This window comes from Gordonia jinghuaiqii, assembly GCF_014041935.1.
In the GTDB taxonomy this organism is placed as follows: domain Bacteria; phylum Actinomycetota; class Actinomycetes; order Mycobacteriales; family Mycobacteriaceae; genus Gordonia; species Gordonia jinghuaiqii.
In genome coordinates, this window is record NZ_CP059491.1 from 1,489,317 (window position 1) to 1,506,493 (window position 17,177).

A 17,177-nucleotide genomic window follows, 5' to 3' on the forward strand; every position below is an offset into this window, starting at 1 on the left:
GAGGTCCGGCTATTCGCAGGCGACCCCGTCGCCGTCCCGATCGAGCTTGGCGCGATAGCCGGGCTGGCCGGCGTACAGCGGTGCGGCGCCGGCCGCACGGGCCGCCGAGCAGTTGGCGAAGTACGCCGACGACGGACCCTCGGCCGGCGGGGCGTAGGCAGGAGGCGGTGTGTAGGTGGGTGTCGGGGTGGGTGCGGGCGCCGGGGTGCGGGTTCGCGGCGGTGACGGAGTGGCGGTCGAGGTGCGTGTCTGCCCGGATGGGGACCCGGTCGACGGGCCGGAAGCGCCGCACCCGGTCAGAACGCTTGTGATGGAGGCCTTCTCGGCCTGGGTCACCCACAGCTTGTAGGCGGCTTTCACCTCGACCTGACGACTCACGTAGGTGCATCGGTAGCTCTTGTTCGGTGGCAGCCAGGTGGCGGCGTCGCCGGCGCCCTTCTGTTGGTTGGTGGGACCGTCCACCGCCTGCAGATTTCGCGGATCGTTGGCGAAGTCGGCACGCTGCGCAGCCGAGAGTTGTTGCGCGCCTTTCTGCCACGCGTCCGACAAGGCCACGACGTGATCGATCTGCACCGCCGACGAGGTGCTCTGGCCGCGGACGAATCGGATCGTGGTGCCGGTGTAGGGGTCGGCGAGTGACCCGGACAGGACTGCGCACCCGTGGGAACCCGCTTTGACGGCGATGTCCGTCAGGTCGCGGCGCAGGATGTCGTTGCGGGTGTCGCAGCCGTTGCGCCCGCCCTCCACTCCGACGTCATCCGACCACGCCTGGCCGAAGAGCGCGCGGTCGTAGCCGGTCTTCGGTGCGCGGCCCTTGACGGCGAGCGAGTTCAGCTTCCGTAGGGCCGAGTCGGCGGCCGGAGCCGCGACCACCGTGACCGCAGGGCTCGGCGCCGGTAGCGCCTCGTCGGCTGTGGAGGTCGCCGTCATCGTGGTCTCCGTCGTGGACGGTCCGGCAGTCGGCTGCGGAACGCCACATCCGCCGACCGCGAGCGCGAACGCCGCGACGCCGCACGCCGTCAGCAGCCATCTGGTCGAGGGCGCGGTACGCCGTCGAGCTGCGGGGCCGCCGTCGGCCCGGGACGGGTCACGGGGAAAGCAGGTACTGGGCATCGACGAAAGGACCTCTCATAAGACTGTGTAACCGACGTGACGCGCAGTCGTCTACGAGTTCTCGCACCATATCGGGGCACCGATCTCGTCGTTACACCGGCTGCGTTCCACCGGCTGCGTCCCACCGTCAGGTGGCCGGACCGGCCGAGACCGGCGTGACGCGATTACGACGGTTCACCGGGCCTGTGGCGTGCGATAATTCGGCGGTGGACTCCCAGGCGCGGCGAAGCGCGGTCCCCCGGGTGATCGGGGGTTCTCTGCGTCTGGCCGGGTTCGTCGTCGACACGGCCGAGCGGCTGCCCGTCGCCGGTGGGCTGGTCTCCAGCGCCCGCGCCCGGACACAGGAGGTCCTCGACGAGGCGCTCGCCTGGGCCCGGTCGACAACGCGAACCGTCGTGGGAGCCGTCATCCGCGAGGTGGTCGGCGTACTCACCGAAGAAGTCGACCTCACCGATCTCGTGCTCGACCACGTAGATCTGAAGCGGGTCATCACCGAGGTCCTCGGCCTCATCGACATCGACGCCGTCATCGAGACCGTCGACCTCGATCGTGCTGTGGCGCAGGTGGATCTGATGGCCGCGATCGATCTCGTCGACCTCGACGCGGTGATCGGCAAGGTCGATCTCGACTCGGTCGCCACCCGGATCGACCTCGACGCGATCGCTGCCCGAATCGACATCGACACGATCGCGGCCAGGATCGACATAGAGGCGATCCTCGATCGGGTGGACCTCATCGGTCTCGCCGAGGAGATCATCGACGGCGTCGACCTCCCCGATCTCATCCGGGAGGCGAGTACGTCGGTCACCGCCGAGGTGATGACCGACGTGCGTAGCACCAGCGAACGCGCGGATGACGCAGTGGCCGACGCGGTCAACCGTTTCCTGCGTCGACGCTCCGCGCAGATCGCCGGTGAGGCGACGTCGGATGGGCGGGCACCCGAGTGACCGCCGAGCCCAAGGCCCCCGAACCGACAGCCCCCGAACCGACAGCCCCCGAACCGGCGGCCCTCGAACCGGTAGCACCCGAACCCCGGGTCCCCGCACCGAAGAACGCCTCGCCGATACGGAATCCGGGTCCCACTGCGCATCTCGCGCCCGTGCACCGGGCGCACGCGGTGCAGGACCGCGACAAGAATGCGGGCATCGTCAGCCGAGGTTTCGGCGCGTTCCTGGATCTGCTCGTCGTGTGGACGATTCTCGGTGCCGGATATGCGGGGCTGTCACTGATGAGATTCGCCGTCTCGGTCAGCGAGTTCTCGATGCCCAAGGTCGACCTCATCTTCACCACCACCGGTTTCGTGGTCGTGTCCGTGCTCTACCTCGCGACGTGCTGGGAGGTGTCCGGGCGCACGCTGGGTTCGGTGGTGATGGGTCTGCGGGTGGTCAACAAGAACGGTGAGCGCATCCGCCCGGCCGTCGCGGTACTGCGTGCGGTGATCTGCACACTGTTCGCGATCGGCTTGGCGTGGGCGATGGTGGATCGTCGGCGGAGGTCGGTTGCCGACGTTCTGCTGCGCACCCGGGTCATCTATTCTCGCTGACTGCCTTCAGCTGCTTCAGCCCCTTCTCGAAGTCCTTGCCGAGCATCCTGTCGAGGAACCCCAGGGCGCCGCCGACCCGGCTGAACAGGGTGTTCTTGCCGACCATCGCCCAGTTCACGCGCGTGGCCTCACCTCTGGGTACGAGTTCGAAGGTGACGGTGTTGGTGGTTTTCATCGGTTTCTCGAAGTCGAGCCGGACCTCGACCTCACGGTCGGCGTCGACGCGGGTGATCTCCATGGCCCCGCGTCCCGCCTTCTTGTTGCCCGACCAGGCGTATTTGGCGCCCACACCGGATTGCGCACCGGAGTATTCGCGCGACATGTCGGGATCGACTCCCTCCCACGGGGACCAGCGGACCCACTGCCGGAAGTCGGTCAGATTCGCCAGGATCGCGGCGGGCGGGGCGTCGACGGTGACGGATCGGCTGATGCGGAAGGTGTCGGCCATGGTGGCTCCTCGTCGAGGATGTGACTTGTGGTGAGTATGACACCGCCTGTCAACGGAACTCATCGGTTCGACGCAGGGCGTCACCCCAGGCGGCCGGCGGTGGCGGGATACGGTGTGAGGCATGGGCGAAGACGGCCGGCTCTCGGCGGAAAACCTGCGTGACCTGCTCGTCGACGGCCATACGTGGGAATCGTGGGACTGCGCGATGACCCGGCCCGCGCCCACCTCCGACGGTCACGACGACACCTATGCGGAGGATCTCGAACGCGCTCGGCAGCGGAGTGGTTCCGACGAATCGGTCATCACCGGCGCCACCGCCGAGCGGGTGCCGAATGCGTCCGGGCGCGGCGACGCGTGGGAGAGCGTGCTCGCGACCCGCGCGACCGACAGACCCGGCCTCGAGGAGTTCCTCGCGGCAGGCGAGTGGGCCGCCTTGTCGGGTACGGGCCCGCTGCGATTCTCTCTGTGCGACTTCGCTGGTCGGATCGCACTGGTCGTGGGACACGAACGGCGATGGCAGGCCGCCGGGGAACTGCTCGGCGCACGGAGCCCGGAGTAGGCCGTGGACTTCCGTCAGCTCGAGTACTTCACTGCGGTCATCGAGGCCGGGTCGGTGTCGCAGGCGGCCAAGAACCTCCGGATGACCCAACCGCCGGTGAGCCAGGCGATCGCCAAGCTCGAACGAGAACTCGGCGTCAGGCTGCTCGAACGGACCGCCAAGGGAGTGCATCCCACCAGGGCCGGACAGTTTCTCCTGTCCAACGGGAGTCGGCTCCTGACGGAGCGCGACCGGATCGCCGAGACGCTGGCGTTGATGGGGGAGGCCGTCGTCGGCGATCTGCGGGTCGGCGTGGAGCCGATGGTGATCAACGAGTTCGTCGCGGAGGTGCTCGCGGAGTTCCTCGATCAGGCACCGGGGGTACGCGTCACGCTCACCGATGCGACGCCCGACGTGATCCTCGACGGAGTGCGCTCAGGAGAGCTCGACATCGGATGCGTTCCGTTCAGTCCCGACCAGTTCGCGGACTTCGTCGCCGAGGTCTGTGATTGGGAATCGATCGTTCGCATCGAGGTCAAGCTCGCCGTTCCGCGGTTTCGACAGTACGAATCCCATCCGGGGGGTCGGGGCTGGGGGAGATGGATTCTCCCGTACCCGATTCCGGCATTTCCCGGCATGCCGGAGGTGGTGACCAGGGCGCTGGCCGACGACCCGACGCTCGAGGTGTTGTCGGTGTCGACGCCACAGACCGCGATCCCGTTCGTCGCGGCGGGCCTGGGGGTGGCGCCCAGTACGCGGAAGATCGCCGAGAACCGTCAGGGCGTGGCGCTCGTGGACCCACCGTCATGGCTGAAGTCGATGCGGGGCACCGTCGTCTGGCGTCGCGACGCCGAGGTCACCCCGATCATGCGGCGGTGGATCGACGTTTCTCGCGCTGTCGGCGAAGCTGCGGAGGACGCTTTCGACGCGTAGCCATACGCATTTGTATGTACCCCTCGAAAAGCTCGCATATCGCGAACTCGTGTCCACTTCAACCGTCATCCCGATATGTGGGACGTTCTGGGTGTGATGCGCGACACAGTTGCGATGGCGGGTGTTGATTGCCGTTTTGTGACCGCTGCGTAAACCGGCACTTCAATCGGCGTTCACGGTGATGTGACCCGGGTCATCGCGAGCTGTCCGCGACGGTGCGGTCGTTCCCGTCGTTGCCGACCGCCTGCCCCGGCAGTCTTCAAAGCCGGGGAATTCCATGCCACTGTGATGCCCACGCCGAACGGGATCGCCTGTTGCGGAACGCCGCTCACCGGAGTTGCCAGATGCGTCCCGCACGAAAGCACTCGTTTTTTCGCGGTGGCTGAAGCACGCCTTGTCAAGACTGGAGAACGAACCATGACCACAACCATTCCGGAAGTGACCGCGTCCGAGACGGTGCCGGACGAGTTCCGGCCGTTCACCGGGCAGGAATTCCTCGACAGCCTGAACGACGGTCGCGAGGTGTGGATCTACGGCGAGAAGGTCGAGAACATCGTCGAACACCCAGCGTTCCGGAACTCCGCCCGGATGATCGCCCGGATGTACGACGCGCTTCACGACCCGGCCCGCAAGGACATTCTCACCATCCCGACCGAATGGGGCGGCTTCACCCACCGCTTCTACCGCGCCCCGCACACGGTGGAGGAGCAGGTCGCCCAGCGCGACGCGATCGCCGAGTGGCAGAAGATCGCCTGGGGCTGGATGGGCCGTTCGCCCGACTACAAGGGCTGCTTCCTCGGCACACTGGGCGCCAACGCCGAGTTCTATCGCGGATACGAGGACAACGCCCGCAACTGGTATCGCAAGGCACAGGAGAAGACCTGGTACGTCAACCACGCGATCATGAACCCGCCGGTCGACCGGGGTGCCGGGCCGGACGCCGGCAAGGACGTCTTCATCCACGTCACCGAGGAGACCGCGGAGGGGATCTACGTCTCCGGCGCCAAGGTCGTCGCCACCGGATCGGCGTTGACCCACTACACATTCGTCGGGCACGTCGGGCAGGTCGCCATCCAGGACCCCGCGTACTCACCGGTGTTCATCATGCCGACCAACTCTCCCGGCGTGAAACTGATCTGCCGTACCTCCAACGAGTACCGCGCCGCCGTGCTCGGCAGCCCATTCGACTACCCGCTGTCGAGCCGGCTCGACGAGAACGACGCGATCCTGGTGCTGGACAACGTATTCGTTCCCTGGGAGAACGTCTTCATCTACAACGATCTCGACCAGGCCAACAAGTACAACATCCACTCGGGCTACCTCGAACGCGCCTCGCTGCACGGATGCACCCGGTTCGCCGTCAAGCTCGACTTCCTGTGCGGTCTGCTCGCCCGCGCGCTCGACATCACCGGTGCCGGACAGTTCCACGGCGTGATGAGCCAACTCGGGGAGGTCATCGCCTGGCGTAACACCTTCTGGGCGTTGTCGGATGCGATGGCCAAGAGCGAGGTTCCGTGGAAGGGCGGGATGATCCAGCCCGATCCGCAGCACGCCGGCGCCTACCGGGTGATGAACCAGCTCGCAATGCCCAAGATCAAGAACATCATCGAGCAGGTCGTCGCCAGCGGTCTGATCTACCTGAACTCCCACGCCAACGACTTCAAGACCCCCGAGATCCGCGGCTACCTCGACACCTACCTGCGCGGCAGTGGCGGGATCGATGCCGAGGAACGCGTCAAGGTGATGAAGATGCTGTGGGATGCCATCGGCACCGAGTTCGGTGCGCGCCACGAGCTGTACGAGATCAACTACATCGGCAGCAACGACGTGACCCGGCAGACCAACCTGTTCAGCGCTCGGGGACGCGGGCTCCTCGACGAGTGGAAGGCATTCGCGCAGTCGGCCATGGACGAGTACGACCTCGACGGGTGGACTTGCCCGGACCTCATCGGCCCCGGCGACGTGAGCATCCTGCCGCAGTCCTGACCGTCCATCATTCCGAGGAGTCATCAGTGGCAACCGCAATCGATGCCGCACAGGTCACCTATCAGGTGCCCGACCTCGCCGTCGCGGAGAAGTTCCTCACCGACTTCGGCATGACCACCGTCGAGGGGAGCGACGAGAACACGCTCTACATGCGGGGCACCGGGACCCAGCACCACATCTACGTGGCCCGCAAGGGATCTCGACAACGATTCGTCGGTGCGTCGATCGAGGTGCGTTCGCGTGCCGACCTCGACGAGCTGGCCGCGATGCCGGGGTCGTCGGCGGTCGCCGAGTCGACCGAACCGGGCGGCGGGCTCGAGGTCGTCATGCACATGCCGGACGGCTTCGAGATCAGGGCGATCTGGGGGCGCGAGCGGGCCGAACCGATTGAGGATCGGGAGCCTTTCGCGTTCAACAACATCACCACCAAGAACAGGGTGAACGCGTCCGTCCGGCAGGGCACCGCGCCGTGCACGATCGCGCGGTTGGGTCACTTCGTCCTGCACGTCAGCGACCACGACGAGTCGATGGCGTGGCTGGAGGAGCGGTTCAACTTCCTGCACTCGGACTACTTCGTCCCACCGGGCACCGACGGGCCGATCGTCGGCACCTTCATCCGTCTCGATCTCGGTGAACAGCTCGTCGACCATCACTTCATGCTCGTCCTGCAATCGGATTGGGTAGGCGTGCACCACAGTTCGTTCGAGGTGACCGATCTCGACGCGGTGATGAGCTCACACGACTATCTGCTGTCGCAAGGCCACCAGCTCGACATCGGCGTCGGCCGGCACGTCCTGGGCAGCCAGATCTTCGACTACTGGAAGGACCCGTTCGGATTCCGGATCGAGCACTACACCGACGGCGATGTCGTCGACGCCTCGTTCAAGCCCACGAAGTTCAATGGCACGGCCAGCGAGACGACCCAATGGGGTAACCGGCCGCCGCTGGAGTTCTTCCAATGACGGCGACGCCCGCGCTCGATGGCTCCACACGCGCGATCCTCGGTCGGGTGGGAGCGGCCACCATCGCGAACATACTGCTACGCAGAGGATTTCGGAACGTGATCATGCGCGGACCGGTGCCGTTGCGGGACGGGCAGGAGCAGATGGTCGGGCCGGCGTACACCCTGCGGTTCATCCCGGCCCGTGAGGACCTCGACAGCATGGCCGTATACGGGCGGGACGACAACCTGCACCGGCGCGCCATCGAGGAGTGCCCGCCGGGATCGGTGCTGGTGGTCGATGCCTTCGGTTGTACCGCGGCCTCGTCGATGGGTGACATGATGGCCACCCGTCTGCGCCACCGGGGTGTTTCGGGGGTCGTCACCGACGGCGGCTTCCGGGACTCGGCGGCCATCGCCGAGACGGGATTGCCGTGTTATCAGGTGCGCAGCGCGCCGCCGGCGACCCCGATCGCCCTGCATCCGGTGGCCCTCGACGAGCCGGTCGGTTGTGCGGGCGTGGCGGTGTATCCCGGCGATGTGCTCGTCGGCGACCGCGACGGAGTCGTCGTGATCCCCGGGCATCTCGCCGCCGAGGTCGCGACCGAGGCCGCCGACGCCGAAGCCTACGAAGAGTTCGCCGCGATGCACATCCGGCGGGGCCGCTCCATCTTCGGGGTGTTCCCCGCCACCGATGACAGCCGGCTCGAGTACGAACAATGGGTGGCCGCTGGCCGCCCGGAACAGGAACGACCATGACGGTGGATGCCGACACGATGAAGAGCCTCGAGATCCTGATCCACCAGGCCGATCTCGACGACGACAAGTGGATCGACTACCCGGACTACGGATTCCGGCAGTACTTCCTCTACAAGAATCCGGACACCGGCGCGTCCATCGCACTGCTCGAGTACGAGAAGGGCGGCACGATCCCGACCCGGCACACCCATGCGTCCAACCAGTTCATGTACTGCCTCGAAGGCGACTACGAGTACACCGACGCACAGCTCCGGTTGCGGCCCGGCTCGTTCTACATGAATCCCAAGGACCATCCGCACGGGCCCACCATCGCCCATGAGCGCAGCGTGCTGATCGAGATCTACGACGGTCCGCACTACTACGAGAAGCCCGAGTACCACACCGACGAGACCATCGGGGACTTCCTCGCCAAGGACTGACCCCGCCGCGACCGACGCCCGCTCGGTCGCATCCGCCGAACCACGGAGATACCGATCATCATGCTGAACACCACGACACCGCTGTTCGAAACCACCGGCGCACTCGCGCGTTTCGGTCTCGACAGCCTCCATTCCGGCACCTACATCGACGGCCACGGCTGGGGCGAGCGCGACGGGCGCCCCGTGATCGACGCGGTGAGTCCCGCCGACGGCAGTGTCGTCGCGCAGGTCGCCGCGTCCGACGCCCCCGACGTCGAGCGCGCGATCACCGCTGCGGTCGAGACGCAGAGGCGCTGGCGAAACGTCCCCGCCCCGAAGCGGGGCGAGTTCGTCAGACGCATCGGCGCCCTCGTCGAGGAAAATCTCGACGCGCTCGCGGCGATCGTCTGCCTCGACACCGGCAAGTCGACGATGGAGGCGAAAGGCGAGCTGCGCGAGGTGGTCGACATGGCGACCCTCGCCGCCGGCCAGGCACGCATGCTGTACGGCTTCACCCAGCAGTCGCAGCGCGTCGACCACCGCATGTACGACCAGTGGCTGCCCCTCGGGGTCGTCGGCGTCATCTCTGCCTACAACTTCCCGGCCGCGGTCTGGGCACAGAACGGATTCCTGTCCGTCATCGGTGGGAACACCGTGGTCTGGAAGCCGAGCCCCAGGGTGCCGTTGACGGCGATCGCCATCCAGCAGCTGGTGAACGTCGCAGCAGCCGAGCTGGGCTGCGAAGGTGTGTTCTCCCTGGTGATCCCGGCGTCTGACGACGTCGCCGAGCAGATCGTCGCCGACACGCGTGTGGCAATGGTGTCGTTCACCGGCAGCACCCGTGTCGGCAAGCACGTCGCGCAGGTCGTCGGTTCCACGTTGGGCCGCAGGTACCAGCTCGAGTGCTCGGGCAACAACGGCTGCATCGTCGACGAGACCGCCGATCTGGCGCTGGCGGCCAAGGCCATCACCTTCGGAGCCCTCGGCACCACCGGCCAGCGCTGCACCAGCACCCGTCGTGTGATCGCCCACCGCAGCATCGTCGACGAGCTGGTCGCCCTGCTGGGCAAGGCATTCGACCAGATCACGATCGGGGACCCGCGTGATCACGACACCATCATCGGACCGCTGATCGATGCCACCGCCGTCGAGGACTACCGGTCCGCGCTCGACCGGGCGCGTCAGCAGGGCGCCACGGTCGTGTACGGCGGCAACGTCATCGACCGCCCGGGTCTCTTCGTCGAGCCCGCGATCGTCACCGGTGTTCGACCGGAGTTCGAGATCGCCCAGGAGGAGACGTTCGCACCGATCGTGTCCGTGCTGACCTACGACTCCCTCGACGAGGCGATCGCGATTCACAACGACGTCGCGCAGGGTCTGGCGTCGGGCATCCACACCACCAACCTGACCAATCTGGAGACCTTCCTCTCCGCACGCGGCAGTGACTGCGGCATCGTGCGCGTCAACATGGGGACCACCGGTGCCGACGTCGGCTCGGCCTTCGGTGGCGAGAAGGAGACCGGTGGCGGCCGTACCGCCGGTTCCGACGCGTGGAAGGGCTTCATGCGGCGTCAGAGCGTCTGCGTCAACTGGGGCGGAACCTCGGCCTGGGACCACCTGATCGACCTCTGATCGGCCCGCTCCGCCGGACCATCACGGGCTCCCGCCCACCGACCCCTGACACCTCGACTGGGAGAAACCATGCAGAAACAACGTATTCGCGCCGCGACCGTTCGCGAACCCGCCGAGCGGATGTGGTCCAATTGCCTGCGCATCGGCGACCTCGTGATGATCTCAGGGATGACCGCCCGCGGTGACGACGGGCAGACCATCCTCGGCGACGACGAGTACGAACAGGCCAAGGTCGTCTTCACCAAGATCCGTGACCTCGCCGAGGCGGCGGGCGGCCGGATGGACGACGTGGTCAAGATGACCATCTACGTCACCGACATCGCCCAGAACGCCCAGGTATGGAAGGCCCGACAGGAGTTCTTCTCCGGCGACTACCCGGCCTGCACCCTGGTCGAGGTCAGCGCACTCGCCAAGCCCGAGATCCTGCTCGAGATCGAGGCCATCGCCGTCGTCGGCGCCTCCTCCTCCTCCTGATCGTCTTCTCCTGACCGCCCCGCCCGATCGCCGATCAGGGGAGTCAGGTCACCACCTTTCGCCGGCGACGTGGGCCGCGTGTCAACGGGGACACCGCGGCCCACCCCCGCCGATCGCGTCATGTGTCCGATCCGGCGGATGGCGCGCCATCCCGTATCCTCCACACCCGAGAAGGTCCCCAACATGTCGATCTCCGCCGAAAAGCCCACGGGCCCGGCGACGCCCGGAACAACGGCGTCACCGTCCGTCGGATCATCCCTCGCCGCAGCCGCCGAGGACCATGCACTGGTATCGGTGCCCGCACACGACCGCAAGAACGGGCTGCACCTGTCGCTGAGTCCGGTGAGCGTCGCCACCGCCCTGGTCATCTTCGCCATCGCCGGCTTCACCGTCGTCCTGGCCGGTTTCACCGTCGGCCTGCTCGCCGGCGTACTCGTCGCGATCCTCGGCTTCTTTCTCGGTAAGTCGCTGGGCCGCATGGCTTTCGACACCGGGATGTCGAGCACCCTCACCTCCCGGTTCTTCGGCCTGGGGATGCGGGGCTCCGCCATCGGATCCCTGATCTTCTCGGTGATGATCCTGGGCTTCCTCGCCGTCGAGTCGGCGCTGCTCTACGAGGGCACCCTGCTCATGCTGGAACTCGAGGACACCTGGGTCACCAAGATCGTGATCTACGGGCTGATGAGCGCGATGTGGATCGGCCTGGCGATCTTCGGCCTCCGGATCGCTCTGCGCGCGACGGGTCTCCTGATCGTGGTCACGCTCGTCGTCACCGTCTGGATGATCGTCAAGATCTATGTGATAGATGGTGTCTCGCCGTCGGTGGTCTTCGACTACGCGGGTGTGGTGCCCGGCGGCACGTGGCCCAAGCTCGAGGCCGCGATCGGCGTCATGGGGGCGACCGCGGGCACCATCGCCCTGGTCACCGCCGACTTCGCCAGGTACTGCCGCACGCGTCGCGACGTCACCGTTCTGGCTGCGTCGGGCCCGCTCACCCAGAACATCTTGATGACGGTCCTCGGCTCGCTTGTCGTGATCGGCGGGATGCCGGCGGTGATCACCTATCTGATGGAGCGCAACGCGGGCATGTCGGAGGCCGAGGCCGGCGCTGCGGGCAGTGCCTTCGTGATGGGCAACACCGGCGCTTTCTTCGTCATCTTCGCGGGCTGGATCGGTTTCGTGACGATCTATGCGGCGCAGGCCAAGGCGCAGGCGATCAACGCCTACTCCGGGTCGCTGTCGCTGGTGAACCTGGTGAATTCGCTGACCGGCCTGCGGCCCTCGCGTGCACTGATGGTGGTGGTCGGCAACGCTCTCTCGCTGCTCATGATCGCCGGGGGCATCCTCGAGGAGTTCAACACCTACCTCGCCTACCTCGGCGCGATGACACTCGCGATGTGCGGCGTCATGATGGCCGACTACTTCCTGGTCCGCCGCGGTCGTTTCGATCACGCCACGCACAAGATCGAGACCTGGAACTGGGCCGGTGTGGGGACGCTGGTCGCCTCGGCCGCGCTCGGCATCGTCCTGATGCACACCGATGTTCTGCCGCTGGGCTTCCTCGTCTCGTTCGTCGTGGCCGTCGTGGTCTACCCGGTGGCCCGCAAGCTGGCCCCCGAGGGCACGGGCACGTCATTCGTCGACGAGAAGCAGGCATTGGTCGAGGCCCAGTGATCCGCTGAGCGGACACTTCACCGACGGGAGACACCTTCGTGACCGAACTCATGTGGAACACCGAGATATACGAGGCCGCAGCCTCGGCAGTGACGCTCGATGAGGGTGTCGGCACGCCTGCACCGCAGGAGGATCCGCGCCGCCTGCGCAACACCCTGGGCAACTTCGCCACCGGCGTCACGGTACTCACCTACGCGTCCGGCGGCCGCTACCACGGCGTCACCGTGAACTCGTTCACGTCGGTGTCGCTCGATCCGCCGTTGGTACTGGTGTCGCTGATGCGGACCTCCAGGGCGCTGACCTACCTCCTGGAGCGGCCGTTCACGATCAACGTCCTCGGTGCCGACCAGCTGACCACCGCACTGCAGTTCGCCGGCAAGCCGGATGCGGGCGCGCCGATCGAATGGATCGTGGACGACGGTGTGCCGCGGATCAACGGATCACTGGCCTATTTCCAGTGCACTCCCTGGGCGGGCTACGACGGCGGGGATCACGTGCTCGTGATCGGCCGGGTGCGGGCGTACGGACAGCAGGACGACACGCGTCCGCTCCTGTTCTACCGCGGTACCTGGGGTGCGCTGGCACCGGAAGGAGAGTGAGATGACCGGTATGACCGCCCGAGCCAGGGCAGGTGCCGATGTCGGCGAGGTGCTGGGTCGCCTCGACGCGATGTTCCCGTTGCTGCAGGGCGAGGCGGCCGACAGCGAACGGTTGCGTCGCCCCACCCCGGCGGTGCAGTCAGCGCTCCGCGAGAGCGGTATCTTCGGACTGATGGTCCCGGGCGCCCTGGGAGGGCTGGAGGCCACACCGTTGCAGGTGATGACGGTGATCGAGAAACTCTCGCATGCCGACGCCTCGCTCGGCTGGCTGGTCCGCGCGCTCACCATCGAGACCGCCAATGCTGCAGTGTACCTAGACGACTCGGCGGTGGCCGAGCTGTTCGACACCGAACGGACCACCCTGATCGCCGGGCATTCGGCGGGCCACTCGGGGACGGCGGTGCGTGTCGACGGCGGGTACCGGGTCAGCGGCACCTGGCGATTCGCGCCGGGCGTCTCGATGGCCACGCACATAAACCTGGGCGTCACGGTGGAGGGCACCGGTGAACCACTGGTCTGCGTGGTGCCGCGTTCGATGCTGCGGATCATCGACAACTGGGACATGCTCGGGCTGCGCGCCACCGCGAGCCTCGATTACGCCGCCGACGACGTCCACGTCCCCGACGACCGGGTCTTCCGGGTCGGACGAGACCGGATCCGGCGGGGCGGCATCGTGAACCGCCTCAGCCCGGCGTTGATGGCGGGGTTGTTCCAGGCATCGTGGTCGCAGGGCGTAGGGCGCCGGATGCTCGACGAGCTCCGCGACCTCACCCGGCGCAGAAGCGATTCGGCGGATTTCCACGACTCACCGGTCACGAGCGACGAGTTCTTCGCCGAGTACGCGCGCCATTACTCGCACGTGCGGGGAACCATGGCTCTGCTGCGGGAGACCTGGCAGGACCACGAGGACACGCTACTGCGCGGTGCGGATCTGACCACCGAGCAGGAGACCATGACGCGACTCGCGTCGGGTCTCGCCACCAGGACCGCACTCGAGATCAGTCAGCTCGTCCACCGGTTCGCCGGCGCTCAGGTGATGCGCAACAGCGCATTACAGCGGTTCTTCCGCGACAGCCATGCCGGTACCCAGCATCGGGGAAGTGCGCACATGGTCACCCAGCAGTGCGGGCGCATCCTCAGCGGGGTGCTGCCCGAGGGAACCCACTGGGGGTTCTTCGATCTCGTCATACCAGAAGGGAATCCACGATGAAACTGATCACCCTCGATCTAGGCGGCACCACCGTCGCTGCCCGGGTGGACGGCGACTCGTACGTCGAGATCACCGGCCACCGCGATGTGGGTTCGCTGCTGGCACACGAGGAATGGCGATCGATCGCGGCGGCGGCGGACGGGGCGCGACACGCCGCCGGCGGTGTGCGGCGGGCCATGCTGGGGGCGTCGCCGTCCAAGATCATGTGCGTGGGGCTGAACTATCGCGGTCACATCGAGGAGATGGGTCGCGAACTCCCGGAGTACCCGACCGTGTTCGCGAAGTTCCCCGACACGCTCTGCGGGCCCGACGACCCGGTGATCGCGGTGAAGGACGACCCGGCACTCGACTGGGAGGGCGAGCTCGTGGTGGTGATCGGCAAGACCGTCTACCGGGAAGGGGAGGCAGCGGCGGCGGCCGCGATCGCCGGGTACACAATCGCCAACGACATCTCGATGCGCAGCTGGCAGTATCGCAGCCAGGAGTGGCTGCAGGGGAAGATCTGGGCGCGATCCACGCCGGTCGGTCCCGTGCTGGTGACCCCGGATGAGTTCGACACTTCGACGGCCGTCCTGCGGACCACCGTCAACGGTGAGGTCATGCAGTCCCACGCGGTGGCCGACCTGTTGTTCTCGCCCGCGCGACTGGTGAGCTACCTGTCGACGATGGTGCCGCTGCGTCCGGGTGATCTGATCCTCACCGGAACGCCCGGCGGTGTGGGGCGGGCGATGACCCCGCCGCGGTATCTGACCGCCGGTGACACCGTCGAGGTGTCGATCGACGGGATCGGCTCGCTCCGCAACGAGGTGGTGGCCGAGTCGCCACAGCACGTCGCCGATCTCCGACGTGTCCTGCTGCGTGTCTGAGTGACGGCCTCGGCCGCGGGCCGGGGTGTTTTCATATATTCGTGCAGTACGAGACAGTCCCCACCATCACCGGCGCGCTGTTCGTTGTGGGCCGATCGCGATGAGCCGCCGCATTCTCGCGGTGGGTGCCGTCATCCGTGACGACGGCGGCCGGTTTCTGCTCGTCCAACGCGCGCACGACCCGCAGGCGGGACGGTGGACGCTGCCCGGGGGCAAGGTGGAACCGTCGGAGACGTTGGAGCAGGCGGTGATCCGGGAGATCGCCGAGGAGACCGGCATCCGGATCGTCGTGGGGGAGCGGGTCTGGTCCGTCGACATCCCCGGCGGCGACGGAGTGGTCTTCGAGGTCCACGACTTCGTGGCCACTGCTCTGAGCACCGACGTGACCGCCGGCGACGATGCCGCCGACGCGGGCTGGTTCTCACCGGCGGAAATGCGGGATCTGCCGTTGACCAGAGGGTTGATCGCTCATCTGGAACGCCACGGCCTCATCTGACTCCGCCCGCGGGGTGTCCGACGTGGTCGGAGGGCACCCGGGTCAGTACGTTGGCAACTGACGTGCCCCAGGGCGCAGTCCACCCGGTGCACTGTCAACCCGGTGCACGACGGAACCGCCCCGCTCACAGAGGAGACACATGACCGATCTGCTGCCACTCGACCCCGACCAGCTTCTGACCACGACCCGCTCGGTGCGCAAGCGCCTGGACTTCGAGCGGCCCGTCCCGCTCGACGTGGTCAAGGAGGCGCTCGAGGTCGCGCTGCAGGCGCCGACTGGCAGCAACAGCCAGACCTGGCACTGGATCGTCCTCACCGACCCCGAACTCAAGCAGAAGGTCGCCGACTACTACGCGCAGTCCTTCGCGAAGTACTACGCGGGTCAGGCGCCACGCGACGAGACCGGCAAGCGCGTCGCGTCGAGTGCGCAGTATCTGGCCGACACGATGGGTCAGGTGCCGGTGCTCGTCATCGGTGCGATCTACACCGGCGGCGATCTCCCGGCGGGTAACCAGGCCGGTGTCTGGGGTTCGCTGCTTCCGGGTGCGTGGAGCCTGTCATTGGCGTTGCGCGCCCGCGGGCTCGGTTCGGCCTGGACGACGCTGCACCTGAATTACGAGAAGGAGATCGCCGAACTGCTCGGCATCCCGAACGGTGTTCACCAGGGCGTGTTGCTCCCGGTCGCTTACACCAAGGGCACCGACTTCAAGCCCGCCCCGCGCAAGGACCTCGATTCGGTACTGCACATCGACGGCTGGTGAGGCCCGCGGTTCTCAGGCGTCGGTGCTCGGGCGTCGGTTCTCAGGCCCCGCGGTTGTCAGGCGTCGGGGGGCGGCACCTCACACCGCAACGCCGCCAGTGCCATCGCGGTGAGCAGCCGGCGTAGACCGTCCTGGTCGAAGGCGGGTAGCCGTGGCGAGGAGTTCAGCAATCCGAACATCGCGTGGACGCGAACGCGGGCCTCGTCGCGATCGAGGGTCCGGCCCTCGTCGTCGCTCACCGCGAGCAGTACGTCCACCCAGCGCTCGACATAGCGGCGCTGCAGCAGACGCACCTCGTGGTTGGCGGCCGGCGTCATCGACGAGAGGTCCCGGTCCTGCACGGTGATCAGGTCGGGGCGCGTGACCAGGACGTCGATGTGGAAACCGATGAGCGCCACCAGCGTGGTGGCCGGCGGCTCGCCGCGGTCGACGACCTCGGCGCCGCCGTCGTGCAACCGGCGGCTGATGTCGATGAGCATGTCGTCGAGCAGCTCGGTCTTCGACGAGAAGTGGCGGTACATCGCCGGTCCGCTGACCCCTACCGCCCGGCCGATGTCCTCGAGGCGTACGCCCGCGAATCCGCGTTCGGCCATCTGTCGAGCCGCGGCGGACAGCAGTTCGGCGCGTCGGGCGGCCTTGGCCTGGGTGCGACGCGTGGGCGGACGGGGCGTGGAATCCGTCTCGTGCTCGGGCGGTTGGTGCGTCGTGGACATCGATCCCGCACTCTACGCTCCCGGCCGGGCAGGTGACGGGTGGACGAAGTGGGCGATCGGTGCGGGACGGGCGCCGGAGGATCTAGTCTTGCGGG

General features: G+C 67.1%; 19 protein-coding genes. 16 read left to right on the forward strand and 3 right to left on the reverse strand.

The features are described from left to right. Positions 1–9: 9 nt before the first annotated feature. Positions 10–1,113: a GmrSD restriction endonuclease domain-containing protein gene (locus H1R19_RS06585; RefSeq protein WP_219851020.1), complete on the reverse strand. Its 1,104-nt coding sequence runs from the start codon at positions 1,111–1,113 to the stop codon at positions 10–12. Between the two features lie 206 nt (positions 1,114–1,319). Between H1R19_RS06585 and H1R19_RS06590 the strand changes: the two genes are divergently transcribed. Beyond that, complete coding sequence (locus tag H1R19_RS06590; RefSeq protein ID WP_244970895.1) at positions 1,320–2,060, forward strand: hypothetical protein; 741 nt, start codon at positions 1,320–1,322, stop codon at positions 2,058–2,060. A gap of 116 nt (positions 2,061–2,176) precedes the next feature. Next, positions 2,177–2,656 carry an RDD family protein gene (locus H1R19_RS06595; protein ID WP_219851543.1) on the forward strand — a complete coding sequence of 160 codons (480 nt, stop codon included), beginning with the start codon at positions 2,177–2,179 and terminating at the stop codon, positions 2,654–2,656. Here the strand turns inward: H1R19_RS06595 and H1R19_RS06600 are convergent. Beyond that, positions 2,640–3,104, reverse strand: a complete 465-nt coding sequence (locus H1R19_RS06600; RefSeq protein WP_219851021.1) for an SRPBCC family protein — start codon at positions 3,102–3,104, stop codon at positions 2,640–2,642. The two genes, H1R19_RS06595 and H1R19_RS06600, sit on opposite strands and share 17 nt — an antisense overlap. A gap of 121 nt (positions 3,105–3,225) precedes the next feature. Between H1R19_RS06600 and H1R19_RS06605 the strand changes: the two genes are divergently transcribed. The 14 genes from H1R19_RS06605 to H1R19_RS06670 all read left to right on the forward strand — a co-directional run bounded on the left by H1R19_RS06605 (position 3,226) and on the right by H1R19_RS06670 (position 16,369). Next, the gene (locus H1R19_RS06605; RefSeq protein ID WP_219851022.1) at positions 3,226–3,663 is read left to right on the forward strand and encodes a hypothetical protein; all 438 of its coding nucleotides are present in this window, start codon (positions 3,226–3,228) and stop codon (positions 3,661–3,663) included. A 3-nt stretch (positions 3,664–3,666) separates the two neighbouring features. Beyond that, positions 3,667–4,575 carry a LysR family transcriptional regulator gene (locus H1R19_RS06610; protein ID WP_188330068.1) on the forward strand — a complete coding sequence of 303 codons (909 nt, stop codon included), beginning with the start codon at positions 3,667–3,669 and terminating at the stop codon, positions 4,573–4,575. Between the two features lie 417 nt (positions 4,576–4,992). Then, positions 4,993–6,561, forward strand: coding sequence for a 4-hydroxyphenylacetate 3-hydroxylase N-terminal domain-containing protein (locus H1R19_RS06615; RefSeq protein ID WP_188330067.1), 1,569 nt, complete (start codon positions 4,993–4,995; stop codon positions 6,559–6,561). Between the two features lie 26 nt (positions 6,562–6,587). Beyond that, positions 6,588–7,523, forward strand: coding sequence for a VOC family protein (locus H1R19_RS06620; protein ID WP_188330066.1), 936 nt, complete (start codon positions 6,588–6,590; stop codon positions 7,521–7,523). Then, a complete protein-coding gene (locus H1R19_RS06625) occupies positions 7,520–8,260 on the forward strand; it encodes an RraA family protein (RefSeq protein ID WP_188330065.1) in 741 nt (246 codons plus the stop codon). Before H1R19_RS06620 ends, H1R19_RS06625 begins: the two co-directional genes overlap by 4 nt. Beyond that, a complete protein-coding gene (locus H1R19_RS06630; protein ID WP_188330064.1) occupies positions 8,257–8,679 on the forward strand; it encodes a cupin domain-containing protein in 423 nt (140 codons plus the stop codon). Before H1R19_RS06625 ends, H1R19_RS06630 begins: the two co-directional genes overlap by 4 nt. Positions 8,680–8,739: 60 nt before the next feature. Next, on the forward strand, positions 8,740–10,290 hold the full coding sequence (locus tag H1R19_RS06635) for an aldehyde dehydrogenase family protein (protein WP_219851023.1): 1,551 nt from the start codon (positions 8,740–8,742) through the stop codon (positions 10,288–10,290). Positions 10,291–10,359: 69 nt separating this feature from the next. After that, positions 10,360–10,764, forward strand: a complete 405-nt coding sequence (locus H1R19_RS06640) for a RidA family protein (RefSeq protein WP_219851024.1) — start codon at positions 10,360–10,362, stop codon at positions 10,762–10,764. 183 nt (positions 10,765–10,947) lie between these two features. Continuing rightward, positions 10,948–12,438 carry a purine-cytosine permease family protein gene (locus tag H1R19_RS06645; protein ID WP_219851025.1) on the forward strand — a complete coding sequence of 497 codons (1,491 nt, stop codon included), beginning with the start codon at positions 10,948–10,950 and terminating at the stop codon, positions 12,436–12,438. A gap of 38 nt (positions 12,439–12,476) precedes the next feature. Continuing rightward, on the forward strand, positions 12,477–13,037 hold the full coding sequence (locus H1R19_RS06650; RefSeq protein WP_219851026.1) for a flavin reductase family protein: 561 nt from the start codon (positions 12,477–12,479) through the stop codon (positions 13,035–13,037). Position 13,038: 1 nt separating this feature from the next. After that, on the forward strand, positions 13,039–14,247 hold the full coding sequence (locus tag H1R19_RS06655) for an acyl-CoA dehydrogenase family protein (protein WP_219851027.1): 1,209 nt from the start codon (positions 13,039–13,041) through the stop codon (positions 14,245–14,247). Then, positions 14,244–15,113 (forward strand): fumarylacetoacetate hydrolase family protein, encoded by an 870-nt coding sequence (locus H1R19_RS06660; RefSeq protein ID WP_188330061.1) that lies wholly within the window; start codon positions 14,244–14,246, stop codon positions 15,111–15,113. Before H1R19_RS06655 ends, H1R19_RS06660 begins: the two co-directional genes overlap by 4 nt. 100 nt (positions 15,114–15,213) lie before the next feature. After that, a complete protein-coding gene (locus H1R19_RS06665) occupies positions 15,214–15,609 on the forward strand; it encodes an NUDIX hydrolase (RefSeq protein WP_219851028.1) in 396 nt (131 codons plus the stop codon). A 139-nt stretch (positions 15,610–15,748) separates the two neighbouring features. Further along, positions 15,749–16,369, forward strand: coding sequence for a nitroreductase family protein (locus H1R19_RS06670; RefSeq protein WP_219851029.1), 621 nt, complete (start codon positions 15,749–15,751; stop codon positions 16,367–16,369). 56 nt (positions 16,370–16,425) lie between these two features. Here the strand turns inward: H1R19_RS06670 and H1R19_RS06675 are convergent, their stop codons facing one another. After that, a complete protein-coding gene (locus H1R19_RS06675; RefSeq protein WP_219851030.1) occupies positions 16,426–17,082 on the reverse strand; it encodes a TetR/AcrR family transcriptional regulator in 657 nt (218 codons plus the stop codon). Positions 17,083–17,177 lie beyond the last annotated feature (95 nt).